General features: G+C 60.8%; 15 protein-coding genes, 1 tRNA gene and 2 pseudogenes. 12 read left to right on the top strand and 6 right to left on the bottom strand.

Annotation, left to right across the window (positions count from 1 at the left end; genetic code table 11):
• Positions 1-307: 307 nt before the first annotated feature.
• Positions 308-961: a histidine phosphotransferase ChpT gene (gene chpT / locus ABIB73_RS35495; protein ID WP_354231912.1), complete on the bottom strand. Its 654-nt coding sequence runs from the start codon at positions 959-961 to the stop codon at positions 308-310.
• A gap of 173 nt (positions 962-1134) precedes the next feature.
• Between chpT and ABIB73_RS35490 the strand changes: the two genes are divergently transcribed.
• Positions 1135-1959, top strand: coding sequence for a 3'(2'),5'-bisphosphate nucleotidase CysQ family protein (locus ABIB73_RS35490; RefSeq protein WP_354231910.1), 825 nt, complete (start codon positions 1135-1137; stop codon positions 1957-1959).
• Between the two features lie 12 nt (positions 1960-1971).
• Here the strand turns inward: ABIB73_RS35490 and ABIB73_RS35485 are convergent, their stop codons facing one another.
• Complete coding sequence (locus ABIB73_RS35485) at positions 1972-2457, bottom strand: YHS domain-containing (seleno)protein (protein WP_354231908.1); 486 nt, start codon at positions 2455-2457, stop codon at positions 1972-1974.
• Positions 2458-2597: 140 nt separating this feature from the next.
• On the opposite strand from ABIB73_RS35485, the gene ABIB73_RS35480 reads away from it, so the two are divergent.
• The 3 genes from ABIB73_RS35480 to ABIB73_RS35470 all read left to right on the top strand — a co-directional run bounded on the left by ABIB73_RS35480 (position 2598) and on the right by ABIB73_RS35470 (position 4871).
• Positions 2598-3206: a DUF1134 domain-containing protein gene (locus ABIB73_RS35480; RefSeq protein WP_354231906.1), complete on the top strand. Its 609-nt coding sequence runs from the start codon at positions 2598-2600 to the stop codon at positions 3204-3206.
• 119 nt (positions 3207-3325) lie between these two features.
• The gene (locus tag ABIB73_RS35475) at positions 3326-4624 is read left to right on the top strand and encodes a coiled-coil domain-containing protein (protein WP_354231904.1); all 1299 of its coding nucleotides are present in this window, start codon (positions 3326-3328) and stop codon (positions 4622-4624) included.
• Positions 4625-4796: 172 nt separating this feature from the next.
• Positions 4797-4871 (top strand) — tRNA-Val (locus tag ABIB73_RS35470).
• A gap of 241 nt (positions 4872-5112) precedes the next feature.
• Here ABIB73_RS35470 and ABIB73_RS35465 read toward each other — a convergent pair.
• The 3 genes and pseudogenes from ABIB73_RS35465 to ABIB73_RS35455 all read right to left on the bottom strand — a co-directional run.
• On the bottom strand, positions 5113-5895 hold the full coding sequence (locus ABIB73_RS35465) for a class I SAM-dependent methyltransferase (RefSeq protein ID WP_354231902.1): 783 nt from the start codon (positions 5893-5895) through the stop codon (positions 5113-5115).
• 117 nt (positions 5896-6012) lie between these two features.
• Positions 6013-6201 (bottom strand): annotated as a pseudogene (locus ABIB73_RS35460) (GreA/GreB family elongation factor); the annotation flags it as partial.
• A pseudogene (locus ABIB73_RS35455) lies at positions 6185-6367 on the bottom strand (HoxN/HupN/NixA family nickel/cobalt transporter); the annotation flags it as partial. The pseudogenes ABIB73_RS35455 and ABIB73_RS35460, both read right to left, overlap by 17 nt.
• A gap of 198 nt (positions 6368-6565) precedes the next feature.
• Between ABIB73_RS35455 and ABIB73_RS35450 the strand changes: the two are divergent.
• From ABIB73_RS35450 to ABIB73_RS35420, 7 genes are read left to right on the top strand one after another with little or no spacing between them, the layout of a single operon-like run.
• On the top strand, positions 6566-6874 hold the full coding sequence (locus tag ABIB73_RS35450) for a helix-turn-helix domain-containing protein (RefSeq protein WP_354231900.1): 309 nt from the start codon (positions 6566-6568) through the stop codon (positions 6872-6874).
• Positions 6874-8889 (top strand): hydrogenase 4 subunit B, encoded by a 2016-nt coding sequence (gene hyfB, locus ABIB73_RS35445; RefSeq protein ID WP_354231898.1) that lies wholly within the window; start codon positions 6874-6876, stop codon positions 8887-8889. The genes ABIB73_RS35450 and hyfB overlap by 1 nt, the downstream gene beginning before the upstream one ends.
• On the top strand, positions 8880-9836 hold the full coding sequence (locus ABIB73_RS35440) for a respiratory chain complex I subunit 1 family protein (protein ID WP_354231896.1): 957 nt from the start codon (positions 8880-8882) through the stop codon (positions 9834-9836). The genes hyfB and ABIB73_RS35440 overlap by 10 nt, the downstream gene beginning before the upstream one ends.
• 5 nt (positions 9837-9841) lie before the next feature.
• Positions 9842-10504: a hydrogenase-4 component E gene (locus ABIB73_RS35435; protein ID WP_354231918.1), complete on the top strand. Its 663-nt coding sequence runs from the start codon at positions 9842-9844 to the stop codon at positions 10502-10504.
• Positions 10501-11952 (top strand): hydrogenase 4 subunit F, encoded by a 1452-nt coding sequence (locus ABIB73_RS35430; protein ID WP_354231894.1) that lies wholly within the window; start codon positions 10501-10503, stop codon positions 11950-11952. Before ABIB73_RS35435 ends, ABIB73_RS35430 begins: the two co-directional genes overlap by 4 nt.
• Positions 11953-11970: 18 nt before the next feature.
• Positions 11971-13482 (top strand): hydrogenase large subunit, encoded by a 1512-nt coding sequence (locus tag ABIB73_RS35425; RefSeq protein ID WP_354231892.1) that lies wholly within the window; start codon positions 11971-11973, stop codon positions 13480-13482.
• Between the two features lie 13 nt (positions 13483-13495).
• Positions 13496-14029, top strand: coding sequence for an NADH-quinone oxidoreductase subunit B family protein (locus ABIB73_RS35420; RefSeq protein WP_354231890.1), 534 nt, complete (start codon positions 13496-13498; stop codon positions 14027-14029).
• Positions 14030-14208: 179 nt separating this feature from the next.
• On the opposite strand, the gene ABIB73_RS35415 is transcribed toward ABIB73_RS35420, so the two are convergent.
• Positions 14209-14529, bottom strand: coding sequence for a helix-turn-helix domain-containing protein (locus ABIB73_RS35415; RefSeq protein WP_354231888.1), 321 nt, complete (start codon positions 14527-14529; stop codon positions 14209-14211).
• A 267-nt stretch (positions 14530-14796) separates the two neighbouring features.
• Between ABIB73_RS35415 and ABIB73_RS35410 the strand changes: the two genes are divergently transcribed.
• Positions 14797-15531: a spermidine synthase gene (locus ABIB73_RS35410; protein WP_354231886.1), complete on the top strand. Its 735-nt coding sequence runs from the start codon at positions 14797-14799 to the stop codon at positions 15529-15531.
• Positions 15532-15562 lie beyond the last annotated feature (31 nt).

The raw sequence follows: 15562 nt of genomic DNA, 5'->3' as shown, positions 1-15562 counted from the left end.
TCCAGGATCTTGGCGTTGTTCGGCTCCTGCTCGAACTTCACCAGCTGATTGTCGACGGTGTCCAGGCTCTCGCTGGTCTCCGTCAAAAACTCCCGCAACAGATCATCCATGAAAACAGGCCTTCATACAGAGAGGGCACGCACGAATTGTGATGCGCCATTTCAGAATGAGGCCAGCTTCACCGCAAAGCGTTTAATATTGGTTGAGTATGTGCAAAAGAACGGAACCAACAAAGAGATAAGGCGCTCCGGACAAGCCGAAGCGCCTCGTAAAGATTCGATTAACTGTCGTGAGAACGACCGCGCGTTTACGAAGCGGTAATGATGATGGCTTCGCCTTCAGGCTTGAGCGTCACGGTGAGCCCGCAGGCCTGCGCAAGCAGCCGTGTATAATAAGGCTGGATCGCATGTGCGTCAGCAGCCGGGCCACGCTCGCCGCTTAGCAGCTCGGCGATATTCTGCGGCAGGCGCGCATTGTGGCCTGTCGCGGTAATGCGGAAGCTTATGGTTTCGCCCTCACCGATCGGATCGATCGTCAGCATGCCGCCGCGCGGGATCGTATGCTGGGAGACGACCAGCATGTTGAGCAGCAGCTTGACGCGATTCTTCGGCAGCAGAAGCCGCGGCAAATTCCAGGTGATTGTGCACTTGCCGTCCTCGATGTGGCCGCGCGCCATGGTCTGCGCATCGCCGAGGTCGATCTGCGCGCCGGAGGAGCCGGCCGCACCGAAGGCGAGGCGGCAGAACTGCAAGCGGGCGGAGGCCGTCTTGGCGCTTTTGCGAATCAGGTCGAGCGCGAACTCGCGGTCTTCGGGCTTGGGGTCGTCGTCGAGCACCTCGAGCCCATTGACGATGGCGCCGACCGGGCTGATGAGATCATGGCAGACCCGCGAGCAGAGGAGTGCCGCGAGTTCGAGCATATCGGGAGCGGAAGCGGTACCGGGTGACGGAGCGTCGGACATAAAGGGTTCCTGGAATTGCACGGCGCGGACGCGGCGAATCACGCATGCTTGACGGATGCCGCAGGTTCTATCATTCGCCAGCCCGTGGCAGCTAGCTTGCGATAGGTTCGAAGCGGCCATAAAGCCCGCAAGCGAATCAACTGAGAGAGACGAGATTTGCCGATGAATGAGGCATGCAGGTGAGGATCATCGATGGCGAGGCTGCATCCCGGTTGATGGAGCCGCTCACCGCGCTGGTGGTGCAGGCGGGCGAGGCGATCCTCGCCGTCAACCGCGCGGCGATGCGGGTCGACGGCAAGCAGGACGGCTCGCCGGTCACCGAGGCCGACCTCGCCGCCGACCGAATCATCGCGGACGGCCTGGCCCGGCTTGCGGGCGATGTGCCGTCGCTCTCAGAGGAGCGGTGCCAGCTCGCCTCCCCGCCGTTTCGCGACAGTTTCTTCCTGATCGATCCGCTCGACGGCACCAAGGAGTTCGTCGCCGGCCGCGACGAGTTCACCGTCAACCTCGCCCTCGTCACCCGCGGCGTGCCGCTACTCGGCATTGTCAGCGCGCCCGCGCTCGGCTTGCTCTGGCGCGGCATTGTCGGCCGCGGCGCCGAGCGCGTGACGTTTGCGGGCGCCAGCATCGGCGCCGCCGTGTCGATTCATACCCGCAGACTGCCCAAGCAGGGCCAGCCCTGGATCGCGGCCGTGAGTCGCTCCCACGGCGACAACAGGAGTGAGGCGTTCATTGAAGGCCGGCCCAATGCCGTGAGGCAAACGGTCGGCTCGGCGGTCAAATTCGGCCGGATCGCGGAGGGCAGTGCCGACATCTATCCCCGCTTCGGACCGACCTCGGAATGGGACGTCGGAGCCGGATGCGCGGTCGTGACGGCAGCCGGCGGCAGGGTCACCGACGGCAAAGGCGGCGAACTCCGATTCGGCGAGCTCCGCGACACCGGCTTCATCGTTCCGGAGTTCATCGCCTGGGGCGACCCGGAGGCGGCAAAGCTCTGAGGCGGCAGACTCCTACTGACTGAGCTTGTCCTGGAGCGCCGGCCAACGTTTGCCCACCTCGTACAGGAAGCGTTCCGGATCGGCGGCGAAAGCGTCGCGGTTGTCTTCCCGGCTGAACAGATAAAGCCGCTGGGCCGAGATCACGAAGAAGCGCGGATTGCCGGCGACGACCACGCCACGGGCGATATCGGCCGGATCATAGCCGCCGAACTGCGGCCCATAGATTTCCGGGTGGGCGAGGAAAGAAGCCCGGTTGCCCTCGTTCCGGAAGCGCCAGACCGCATCCCAGAGGTTGGCCTCGAACTCGGCCGTCCCTTGCATGGGGCCGCCGTCGACGAAATAGGCCACGGGGTCGAAGCCTTCGATGGCGACGCCAGAGAAGCGATTGACGACGATCCGCTCGGTGGTGGCCGCCTGTGCGGACACCCCGGAGAAGGCAATCCAAATGCCCGCGAGCAGGCAGACCAGACGACCGATCAAGGCAATTCCGGGGCGCAAAGGGCTATCTTCCTGCCGTTGTGCCGTCATAGTTGCTGCGGATAACATCCGAGTCGAGGGGACATTCGGCGCAACCTAGAGCCGCGCCTGTTGGCGTCAGGTTAAGGGAAGCGATCGGATTCGATACCAGGGGTTCTTTTATGACTTTCGCATCACGCCTTGCCGCAGTGGCGTTTACAGCGCTGGTCGGCTGGACCGTGCCGGCCTCCGCCCAGACAGCGGCGCCGCCGCCCGATCTGCCGCCGCCGCAGCGGAGCCCGACGCCCAACACCTATGGGCCTGACGAGCTCGTCACCGCCGGTCATCGGTTCTTCGGCAATGTCTCGCGCGGGCTCGCCTCGATCATCGAGAAGGCGGTCAGCCAGTGGGGCCTGCCGAACGGCTACATCCTCGGCGAGGAAGGCTCCGGCGCCTTCGTCGCCGGCCTGCGCTATGGTGAAGGCACGCTCTACACCAAGAACGCCGGCGATCTGCGCGTCTACTGGCAGGGTCCATCGCTCGGCTTCGACTGGGGCGGCGACGGCGCGCGCACCATGACGTTGGTCTATAATTTGCCCGCCACCAACGCGATCTACCAGCGTTTCGCCGGCATCGACGGCTCGGCCTATATCATCGGCGGCTTCGGCATGACGGCGCTCACGTCCAACAACATCGTCCTGGTGCCGATCCGCTCCGGCCTCGGCCTGCGGCTGGGAGCCAATATCGGCTACCTCAAATACACCCCGCGGGCGACCTGGAACCCATTCTAGGGTTCCCTCCTCCGATCCGGTTCCGGATTCACGTTAACAACAGGGCGGGGCTGGCTTTTTGCCAGCCCGCCATGCATTGTCGTTGGTAAATTTTTCCTTAGCTTTGGGAGTTCTGGCCCATGGTCGAACCGATCATGTATCTGGCGATCGGTTTTCTACTCTCGATGCTGTGCGGGCTTGCGATCGTGCCGCTGGTGCATAACCGGGCAGTGCGCCTGACCACGCGCCGGCTCGAGGCGGCAACCCCGCTGTCGATGGCTGAGATCCAGGCCGACAAGGACCAGCTCCGCGCCGAATTCGCCATGTCGGCACGGCGCCTCGAGATGAGCGTCGACCAGCTCAAAAACAAGACCACGAGCCAGCTTGCCGAACTCGGCAAGAAGAGTGACGCCATCAACCGCATGAAGATCGAGCTCGGCGAGAAGAACGCCACGATCTTCGCGCTGGAGGCCCGCGAGAAGGCGGTGAAAGAGCAGCTCCGCGCCACCGAAGAGGAATTCAACGCCAAGACCGAAGCGTTGCGTGACGCCGAGCTGGCGCTCGCCGACAAGCGCGGCGAGCTCGCCAAGATCAATTCCAAACTGTCTGACCGTTCGATGATGGCGGAGAGCCGCCAGGTCGAGCTCGTCGCAGTGCGCGCGCAGATCGAGGAGTTGAAGAATCGCGTCGGCGATGCCGAGAAGGAGTTCACCTCGACGCAGGCGCGGCTGACGCAGGAGCGCTCGGAATCGGAGACCGCCTCGCGCGAGCTTTCGGATGCGCGCGGTCGCGTCGAGAATCTGAGCCAGCGCGTCACCGAGCTCGATCGCCAGCTGGTCGTGCAGGTGAAAGAGGCCGAGATGCTGTCGAGCCGCGTCGCCGACCTCGAAGGACGCCTCGCCACGCAGGGCAAGCTGCTCGCCGAGCGCGACTATGAGAACAACCAGCTGCGCCAGACTAGCGAGGGCTCCGAGCGCACCATCAAGGAGCTGCGTGTCGAGATCGGCGCGCTGAGCGGTGGCAAGTCCTCGGCCGCGGTCGAAGCGCTGCGCACGGAAAAGGCCGCGCTGGAGGAGCAATTGCGTACCGCACGCGACGAGCGCGCAAAACTCCAGCGCGACATCAATGCGATCCAGCAGCAGGCGGAGAGCTCCTGGGCGACCGAGCGCATGGAAAATGCGCTGCTGCGCGAGCGCATCAACGACATCGCGGCCGAGGTCGCCAAGCTCGCGATGCAGCTCGAAGGCCCGAACTCGCCGATCGAGGCGCTGCTTGCGGCCGAGGCGGGCCAGCCCCCAAGGCCAGTACCGCGCCCGGCCAATGACGCCGCGACCAATGGCGCGGCAGCAGCCGGCCTCCCCGAGGGCGGTGGAACGCTCGCCGAGCGCATCCGCGCGCTCCAGGCCCACGCCTCCCGCGCCCGCCAGCAAGGGGCGTGAGCGGGCCGAAAACGCGGCTTCCTTCGCGAATTGCGTGATCCACGCAAGGTTTTCGGGCCGGTTTTGAGATCTTGGCCCACCTGAAAACTTGACACCTTTGGCCCGCACTTCTAAATCGCGGGCTCCGATGTGCCGGCCGGCCGAACAGTCCGGCCGTCAGCATGATGGTCCCGGGCGCATAGCTCAGCGGGAGAGCGTTCCCTTCACACGGGAGAGGTCCAAGGTTCGATCCCTTGTGCGCCCACCATTCATCCTCCTGAACCCTACTGGTTGCGGACGATCCCTGACGCGTTGTGGCTTTTGTCACCCGTCCCATCGAAAATGTCGAAAACAACCCCATGCACAGTAGCCGACGTCAGCCGGATCAAGGGGTTACGCCTTTTCCGAACTCGATTGACCCGTCGGGCAAAACACCGGCAGGATGGCATCATCCAGGAACTGGCAAGCGGCGGCGCGTCCGCGCCTTGCGGACAGCGCCGTCGCCGGCGTTACGCCGATGGAAATGGCTGTGCAGCCTTGGTGTATTTGAGCGCGCCGATGCCAAAGCCTTCCTGACTGGGACTTTGAACAAATTCCTTGTGCTCGTAGAACGGCGACAGCTCACGCCAGAGCTGCGGGACGCCGCCCGCCCAAGCGCTGGTGTTGCCGCTCGTCTCCATGATGTCGTGAAAGAGGATAGTTCCCCCCTCTCGGACGAAATGCCGGTAGCACAGAAAGTCCTGCTTGACGCCCTCGTAGCGATGATCGCCATCGATGAACAACGCGTCGATCAATCTGCCATTGAGGAATTTCTCGACCCGCCGGACCGTATCGTCCGCGTAGGACGGCATGTCAAAGAACGTCCATTGCTGCTTGGGCGTCGCCAGCAGCTTCAGCATTTCCTTGTTCTTGACGTGCAAATCGATGCAGACCATGGTCTCCATCGTCGGCAGAAATCGCCCGAACAAGAGCGACGTTCCGCCGTTCAGCGTTCCGATTTCAACAACGGTCTTCGGGGCGGACGCAGCGATGAAATCGAGCGCGGACGAAATCTCCGGCTCGATCTGGCAGGAACCCGTGCCCATGTGCTGCTTCGTGAAGTCAATGACGTCCTGCACACTTGTTCCGTGCTGATACTCCTCGATGATCTCGCCTCTTGTGCGAGGACTGAATTTGAGGCGCAGTGCTGGTCCGCTATCGGCCAGACGTTTCTTGATCTGCCTGACCGCGAGAACGGCAGGATGAAATTTCAGTTCCGTCAATCGCGCATTGAAGGCTTTGCTCAACGACATTATCGAACCTCACTTCATGCAGAGTTGCCCGACAGCTCTAAATGCTAGGATCGTTTCAAATTTTGATCAACTTAAGGTTTTTGCTTGACAGCAGGATGAAACGGGGAGTTTGGATCGCTACGCGATCTCGATGAGCTCGATCTCCTGTGTTCCCGAGCCGACGATGTCGCCCACGGTTTTTCCAATCAGGACCTTTGCGACCGGCGCCACGAACGCAATCGATCCGGCCTTTGGATCGGCTTCATCCTCGCTGACGATGCGATAGGTCTGCACGACATCACCAGCACGTGTGAACGCCGTGCTCCCGCGCCATACGAAACGTCCGCCACAGGCCGGCGAAGATGGCGAGATTGATCGCCGCGATCACGAGCAGGAACAGCGCCGAGACCGAGGCGCCGATCAGGCTGCCGATCTCGCCGAGCAGGCTGCCGCCGCCAAAGATCACCACGCCGAGCGCGAGCAGCATGGTCGCCGGTTCCTGAGCGAGTCTTTGGAGAATGCCCACTCAAGCGATTGGTATGCGCAATCCAGCCAGACGCACATTCAAATACTTGGACAAACCCCTCAGTATAGATATATAAGATATCACTTATTGACACTTTAACATTACTAGTTAGGATGCAAGAATGACGTTTGATATTCACTGAAATCCTGGCAGTGAGACAATCCGATGATCACATCGGCTCAATTGCGGGCTGCGAGGGTGCTCCTCGGCATTGATCAGCGCCAACTCGCGCGGCTGTCGGGGCTTTCCGCGCCGACCATTCAGCGCATGGAAGCAAGTGAAACAATGGTTCGAGGCAATGTCGATTCTCTGATGAAGCTCATTGCTGCATTCGACGCAGCGGGGATCGAGATGATCGACGAAGGTGCCGTCAGCAATTCGCAGGGGCGTGGGGTGAGGCTGAAGATCAGGTCGGGTTCTCTGGACGCTCAATCGGAAACCAAGGCATCGAGTGGAACGAGGGCGCGCAGGTAATGTCGGCGGTCGGTTTGCAGATGATGTGTGTTGCCGGATTGCTTGGCCTGGCAGTTCTGGCGACAGCTCTGAGCCGGTCAAAGAGCTCCACGGCAGTGGTCTATGGCGCGACAATGGTCGTGTCCGCGATTGCATTGATCGGGTCCATCCGCTGGCTGGTCGGCGGCGCGGCGAACGCTACCGAGCTGACCTTGCCGATCGGATTGCCGTGGCTCGGCGCCCATTTCCGCCTGGACGTGCTGGCTTCGTTTTTCCTTGTTGTCGTCAACCTGGGAGGCGCGGGCGCGTGTCTTTACGGTCTCGGCTACGGCGATCACGAAGAGGCGCCGCATCGCGTGCTTCCCTTCTTCCCCGCCTTTCTGGCCGGCATGAATCTCGTGGTGCTGGCGGACGATGCGTTTTCCTATCTGCTTTGCTGGGAATTCATGTCGCTGGCTTCCTGGGCGCTGGTCATGGCGCATCACCGTGAACCTGGCAACGCAAAGGCAGGTTACGTCTATCTCGTGATGGCGAGCTTCGGCACGCTTGCACTTCTGCTGGCCTTCGGCCTGCTGGCGGGACCCGCGGGCGATTACGGATTTGCAGCCATTCGCGCGGCTCAACATACGCCCTCCCTGGCCATGTTGGTGCTGATCCTGATGCTGCTCGGAGCCGGTTCAAAGGCCGGCCTGGTGCCGTTGCATGTCTGGCTACCGCTCGCTCATCCAGCCGCTCCGAGTCACGTCTCGGCGCTGATGAGCGGCGTTATGACCAAGGTCGCGATCTACGGGTTCATTCGCGTCGTGTTCGACCTGCTAGGGCCGCCATCGTGGCCGGCAAGTGTGGTCGTCCTCATCCTAGGCGGCATCACCGCTGTCATGGGGATTTTGTATGCCATGATGGAAAGGGACCTGAAACGCCTGCTCGCTTACAGCACGATTGAAAATGTCGGCGTCATCTTCGCAAGCCTTGGCCTTGCATTGGCCTTCCAGGCCAACGGGCTGAAACTCCTGGCAGCGCTCGCCTTCACCGCGGCGTTGTTTCACGTTCTCAATCACTCCTTCTTCAAGAGTCTGCTTTTCTTCGGCGCCGGCGCCGTCCTGACCGCGACGGGCGAACGGGACATGGACAAATTGGGGGGGCTCATTCACCGCATGCCTCTTACGAGCTTTGCCGTTCTCGTGGGCTGCGTCGCGATCTCGGCGCTTCCGCCATTCAATGGCTTCGTCTCGGAGTGGCTCATGTTCCAGGCCGTACTGCAGAGCCCGGAGTTGCCGCAATGGGCGCTGAAGATCACGGTTCCCGCGGTCGGCGCGCTATTGGCCTTGGCTGCTGCACTGGCCGCGGCGTGTTTCGTCAAGGCATACGGCGTGACCTTTCTCGGGCGGCCACGTAGCGTGGCGGCGGAAACCGCGGAGGAAGTCGACCGCTACTCGCTTTCGGCAATGTTCATCCTCGCCGCACTTTGCTTGCTCGCCGGAATTTTGCCGGGGCTAGTGATCGACGCGCTTTCGCCGATCACGCTACAGATCCTCGGCGGCCGCATGCCGATCCAGATCAACGAGCCCTGGCTTTCGATCGTGCCGATTGCTGAGAGCCGCAGTTCGTACAACGGATTGCTTGTTATGGTATTCATCACGATATCCGCCTCATCGGCCGTTGTCTTTATTCATCGCTTTGCCTCTCGTGCGTTAAGGCGGGGTCCAGCCTGGGGCTGTGGCTTTTCCGATCCGACACCCGCGGCCCAATATTCGGGCGGAAGCTTCGCTCAGCCCATTCGCCGCGTCTTCGGTACGCTCGTGTTTCATGCCCGCGATCACGTCGAGATGCCGCCCCCCGGGGATATCAGGCCAGCGCGTCTGCGAATCGAATTGCACGATCTGATCTGGGAGCGAATGTATGAGCCGATAGCAGGCGTGGTCGGCTTCTCTGCCGGTAAGCTCAATCGCCTGCAGTTCCTGACCATACGGCGTTATCTCAGCCTGGTTTTTGCGACCCTCGTCACGCTCCTTCTGGTCCTCGCGATATGGTCGTGATGTCGGACATTCTTATACAAGGCGTGCAGATGCTTCTGGTGCTGCTGCTGGCGCCTCTGCTGACCGGCTTTGTGCGCAAGATGAAGGCCCGCCTGCTGCGTCGCCAGGGAGCGTCGGTCTTTCAACCGTACTGGGACCTCCTGCGATTGCTCCGCAAGGAAGTGGTGTTGGCGGACAACGCCTCCTGGCTGTTCCGCGTGACGCCCTACGTGACCTTTGCTGCGATCTGGGTTGCTGCCGCCCTGGTGCCGACGTTCGCCACCGGCCTCCTCTTCAACTGGACGGCGGACCTGATTGCCATCGTGGCGCTGCTGGGAAGTGCACGCTTCTTTCTTGCGCTCGCTGGGATGGACGTCGGCACCAGTTTCGGCGGCATCGGCTCCAGCCGTGAAGTCATGATTGCGGCGCTTGCGGAGCCGGCAATGCTGCTGTTTGTATTTTGCACGGCGCTGGTTGCCGGCTCGACCCAACTTTCGACGGTCGCGAATTTCATGGCCTCGTCCTATGTGGGCTTACGGGTATCGCTGGGAATGGCCCTGATCGCGCTCATCATGGTGGCACTCGCGGAGAACGCGCGAATTCCGGTCGACAATCCGGCGACGCACCTGGAACTCACCATGGTGCACGAAGCGATGGTTCTCGAATATTCCGGTCGCCATCTCGCAATGATCGAATTCGGCGCCTTCCTCAAACTGTTGCTCTATATCTCACTAATCGCGTGCGTGTTCCTACCCTGGAAGATAGCAGTCTTCGGCACCGGTCCTTTGTCCTATGCCATCGGCGCCGCCGCCTACCTCATCAAGCTCGCTGCTGCCGGCTTTTTCCTCGCACTGTTCGAGACCGCCACGGCGAAAATGCGGGTCTTTCGCGTTCCGCAATTCCTCGGTGCGGCCCTCATGCTGGGCCTGCTCGGCACCCTTCTCCTGTTCGTGTCAAAGAGCTTCTGATGCAGATGCACAGCCTGTCCTTCGACGTCTCGCACACACTGGCTGGCGGACTCGTCCTGATCAGCTTCATGATGCTGTACCAGGACAGGCTTTACTCACTGCTCAACGTGTTTGCGCTGCACGCCCTGGTGCTGGCGCTTTCCGTCGCCTGGCAGGCCTTCATCCAGGACGCACCTCATCTTTACGTGACCGCAGCAATCGCCCTCATCTTCAAGGCGATCGTCATCCCGGTTGCGCTTCACCGCATCGTCAAGCAGCTTGGAATTCATCGTGACATCGAGTCAGCCGTGGGGATCGGCCCGACCATGCTGGCCGGAATGGGACTGGTCGCCCTCTCCATGGTGCTGATGCTGCGGGTGACCGCGGAGGCCGATCCATTGGCGCGCGAGGATCTCGCTTTTGCCTTGTCGGTCGTGCTGCTCGGACTTTTGGTCATGGTGACCCGTCGCAACGCCGTCAGCCAGGTCGTCGGATTCATGTCGCTCGAGAATGGGCTGGTGCTGGCAGCTACCGGCGCCAAGGGCATGCCGCTGGTGGTCGAGATCAGCGTCGCCTTCTCGATCCTGATCGCCTTCATCGTCATCGGCATCTTCCTGTTCCGGATCCGCGAACGTTTCGATTCCGTCGATGTCTCCGCACTCGACGACTACCGGGGCGAACGGCGATGAACGTACCTTCCTTCGATCCGGTGGCGGCTGTCCTGCTGATTCCGATCGGCTCGGCAGCGTTGCTGGCCATACTGCCGGGTTACCGGCTGACGGCGCGGTTGAACGTCGTGGCGAGCTTGGCGACATTTCTTTCGGCCCTCTCGTTGTTCGTCATCGAACGTCCGCCGCCAGGGCCGTACGTTCTCGTCGACGATCTCAACATCGTCTTCATCGTGCTCAACACCTTCGTGGGGTTCACGACCAGCATCTTCAGCGCCAGCTACATCGCGCATGAACTGGAGACTGGTCGCTTGACACCGGCTTATCTGCGCTTCTACCACGCCATGTATCAGGCCATGATGTTCGGCATGAACCTGGCTTTCATGTCGAATAATATCGGCCTGATGTGGGTCGCGGTGGAAATTGCGACGCTCACCACAGTGCTGATGGTCGGCATCTATCGTACGCACGCCGCTCTGGAAGCGGCATGGAAATATTTCATTCTGGGGAGCGTCGGAATAGCGTTCGCCCTGTTCGGTACGATCCTCATTTACATGGCGGCGCGTCCGGTCGTGGGCGAGGGCCAGGACGGCATGATCTGGACCCTGTTGATCCAACATGCCGCGAATTTCGATCCCGCGCTTCTCAACGTCGCTTTCATATTCCTGCTGCTCGGCTACGGCACCAAGGTCGGTCTGGCGCCGCTGCACGCATGGCTGCCCGACGCCCACGCCGAAGGTCCGACGCCGATATCGGCGGTACTGTCGGGGCTGCTGCTGAATGTCGCGCTCTATGCGTTGCTGCGCTTCAAGATATTGCTCGCCGCCAATCCGGCGGCAATCGCTCCCGGCCCGCTCATGGTGACGATGGGCCTAGTTTCGCTCGTCTTCGCAGCGTTCATGCTCTACCGCCGACGCGATATCAAACGGCTGTTCGCCTATTCCTCGATCGAACACATGGGCATCATCGTGTTCGCGTTCGGCATGGGCGGCCCGCTCGCCAATTTCGCAGGGCTGTTGCACATGGTGATGCACAGCCTGACCAAGTCCGCGATCTTCTACGCCGTCGGACATATATCGCAGATCAAGGGCACGCAGCGAATCTCCAGGATCCGGGGCTTGACCGTGACCCATCCGGCGCTCGGCTGGGGTCTGGTAACGGGCGTCGTCGCGATTGCCGGCTTGCCGCCGCTCGGCATCTTCATGAGCGAATTCCTGGTCGTAAGCTCGACCTTCGCACGCCAGCCGCTGCTTGCGATCGTACTGGTGTTCGGGCTGTTGTTGGCGTTCGGCGCTTTAACGTTGCGCTTGACGAGCGTCGCATTTGGCGAGCCTCGCGGCAGCACCAAGTCAGCCGAGGCTTCCTATGTGCCGATGTTTGCCCATCTCTCGCTGGTTCTGATTGCGGGAATCTATCTTCCAGCGCCGTTCGTCACCTGGTTCCAACACGTGGCCCGCCTTCTTGGATAGTTTGGAGATCAACAGGATATGCCATCGCTGATCGATCTCTTGCTGGAGGGCCGCCCGGTCCAACAACACAGCCTGTGGCCGCGAGCTATAGTCGATGCTTCCGTTTGGACATTTGCCGCAAGCGAGTTGGCACACGGACGCTGGAGCCTACTCGGCCTTTGGGGAGAACCCTCAACGGTGCACATGGCGATTATGGATGGACATACGGCAGAAGTCGCCACCGTCAGCCTGGATTGCCCCGACCGCGCTTATCCTTCAGTCGGGAAACACCACCCGCCGGCGCTTCGATTGGAGCGCACCATCAACGATCTGTTTGGATTGTCAGCGGAAGGCTTGCCGGATACTCGTCCGTGGCTTGATCACGACTGTTGGGCCGTTCGCTTCCCCTTGGGAAACCGCATCAACGCATTGTCGAAGGCGTCGCCTTATCATTTCCTGCCGGTGGAAGGCGACGGCCTGCATCAGGTCGCGGTCGGTCCAGTGCACGCGGGAATTATTGAACCGGGGCATTTTCGGTTTACGGCCAGCGGTGAGACCGTGGTCCGGCTGGAACAACGGCTAGGATATACCCACAAGGGTATCGACGGTCTCATGACTGGAGCCAATCTTGAACGGGCTGTCCAGCTCGCGGGACGCGTGTCAGGCGACAGCACAGTCGCCTACGCCTTTGCGTTTTCGCGAGCGGCCGAAGCAGCCTTACAGCTTGTCGTGCCTGATCGCGCGGTTTGGCTGCGAGCGCTGCTTGCTGAACTTGAACGGCTTGCCAATCATCTCGGCGACATCGGCGCAATCTGCAACGACGCGTCCTTCGCACTGATGCAAGCTCTGTGCAGCGTGTTACGAGAGAGCATTCTGCGCGCATCCCATATCGCATTCGGTCATCGGCTGATGCGGGATATTATCGTGCCCGGTGGCGTGACCCGCGACCTTAGCGATGAAGGGAGAGAAACCATCCAGGCTGCGCTGGATAATATCCGCCTGCGGTTTCCTGCTTTGGTCGAACTCTACGACAATACGGCATCGCTGCAGGATCGCACGGTCGATACGGGCGTGCTTAAGCCCGCATTGGCCAAGCAGTATGCCGCTGGAGGCTACATAGGCCGCGCATCCGGTCGGTCCTTCGACGCGCGAAGTACACTTAAGTATCCACCGTATGACGCGCTGCGCTTCGAAGTCCCGGTCCTGAACGAGGGGGATGTCAACGCACGCGTCTGGATCCGCGTGCGCGAGGTTGAACAGAGCCTTCTGCTGATCGACCAGATATTGGACCGGCTTCCCGATGGCCCGCTGGGAACGCATGCGGGGCACCGGCGGGAGGTGCGGGAAGGCATGGCGATCGTCGAGGGATTTCGCGGCGACGTCCTGGTTTGGCTCCGCTTGCGGGATGGCCGGGTCGAACGATGCCATCTGCGCGACCCGTCGTGGTTTCAATGGCCGCTTCTAGAGGCCGCAATCGAGGGCAACATCATCGCCGACTTCCCACTCTGCAACAAATCCTTCAATTGCTCCTATTCGGGCCACGATCTCTGAGGAACGGCACCAGATGCGCAAGCTGCTTTTTGAGAGCCTGTTTCGCCGGCCGTTCACCGAGCAAGCACCGTCACCGGACGACGCCGCAGTGACCGAGCTCGCCACTGCCGTCGGTCGCGCGGCACGACGGCGTCTCGGCCGAAGCCTCTCGATACGCGAGGTCGATGCTGGATCTTGCAACGGATGCGAACTTGAAATCCACGCGTTGAACAATGCCTACTACGACGTCGAGCGCTTCGGCCTCCGGTTCGTAGCGTCGCCGCGTCATGCCGATGTATTGATGGTAACCGGACCGGTGACGAAGAACATGCGCGACGCGTTGGAGCGCACCTATCATGCGACCCCCAACCCGAAATGGGTCGTCGCCGTGGGAGATTGCGCCCGGGATGGCGGCTGCTTTGCCGGCAGCTATGCGGTGGTTGGAGGGGTCTCGCAAGTCGTTCCGGTCGATCTTCATATTCCGGGTTGCCCGCCACCGCCGGTTACGATCTTGCAGGGACTTCTCGCCCTGCTCGAGCGAACGGCCAAAGGCGCCACTCCCGTTTGATGACTCGGGGACGATTTCGGCTATCCCAACCCGGCTGTCGGGAACCGAACAGCTCTGTCCGCATATCCAGAGCGCACGCACACGTCGGAGCCCCTTAGAGAATCAGCTTGCGAGAACATCTGTCCTCGGCGTTTTCATCATCCCCGGTCGAGAAACCCATCTTTAAATGGATCGAGGGTTCATCGTGCTCGTTCCAAAGTCCGCGGCGAAGGAGACTTGGGCTGCTTCATGTTTTTCGTTTTCGGCTTCGTGACGTGCTCCCTGAGACGAACGCCTCGACCACCGGCCGAACTCGCAGCACCCGGATTGATCAATTCGATCCCGGCATTCTCCAGTGCAGAAACCAATTTCATCAGAGAATCGACGTTCCCACGGATGACCCCATCGCTTGCTTCCATGCGCTGAATGGTGGGGACTGAAAGATCAGCAAGCTCGGCGGTTTGCCGTTGGTCAATATTCAGGAGCGCGCGCGCGGCCCTAAGCTGGTTGGCCGTGATCATGAAGTGGAGGGCTCCGGTGAGATTCTCATCGAATATGCCTACACCATTCAAATTGTTGTTTCAAGCATCAATCTAGATGCAAATTATATCATCGCCAAGTTCGTGCCGTTTGAAACGATTGAGGCCGGAGACTTGTACCGAACTTTGTGCCGAAGAGTGCGGAAACATCATCGACAGGCCCCAAAATGGTTGGCGCTTAACAAATTACATGATAAGAGATGTTTAATGCATGTATTTTGATATTCTGATCTTGGGGTAGTTACTACCGTGAAATTGCTGGGTCGTTATCAAGGAAAGAACGGACAGATCGATATCGTCGAGTGTTCATGGGATGGGACGCGCGTGTACTTCGAAGAAGGCGTAAGGCAAAGTCAGGCAACGCCCAACGGCGAAAGCGTCTTCACCTATGTCAAGCTCATGGACGAACTCCTATCCAGTTCCGAACAAATCCTCGTCCTGGGCTGTGGCGGCGGAAATCTTGCGACACGGCTGTGGCGTCTCGGCAAGAAATTGACCATCGTCGACATCAACCCTATGAGTTTCGTGCTCGCGCACAAATATTTCGATCTGCCGGACGATCTGCCCTGCATCGTTTCCGACTTTCGAAAATTCGTGTTCGATGACCGCGCATACTACGACGGCATTGCGATCGACGTCGGTGGACCGGGATTCCGATACGCGGAGGAGTTCGATGCAGAGACCTGCGACGCTATCCGCACCCGGCTGGCACCGGGCGGCCGGATCGTGATGAACGTAATGGTCGCACACGACATAGATCCGACACCCGACCGGATCGCAGCCAGACTCGCCGGTGAAGAATTGCGGACATGGATCGTCGATGAGCAATTCATCGAGGATCGCAATGCAGTCATCGCCTGCATCCCCGAGAAGACGCTGGGTTCACGGGCAGGGCTCGACCGCGTGATGCGCCATAGCCATGAACGCTGGGCGATCCGCCGAGGAAGGTTGCGAAGCCGCGATCTCGTCCGTGCATTGCGCTGATGTCGCAGTGTCCCTCAGAACGACCGCAGCG

Source organism: Bradyrhizobium sp. F1.4.3 (assembly GCF_040548375.1).
GTDB lineage: Bacteria > Pseudomonadota > Alphaproteobacteria > Rhizobiales > Xanthobacteraceae > Bradyrhizobium.
The sequence above is the reverse complement of the archived record's forward strand: the minus strand, read 5'-3'. Positions and strand labels throughout refer to the sequence as shown.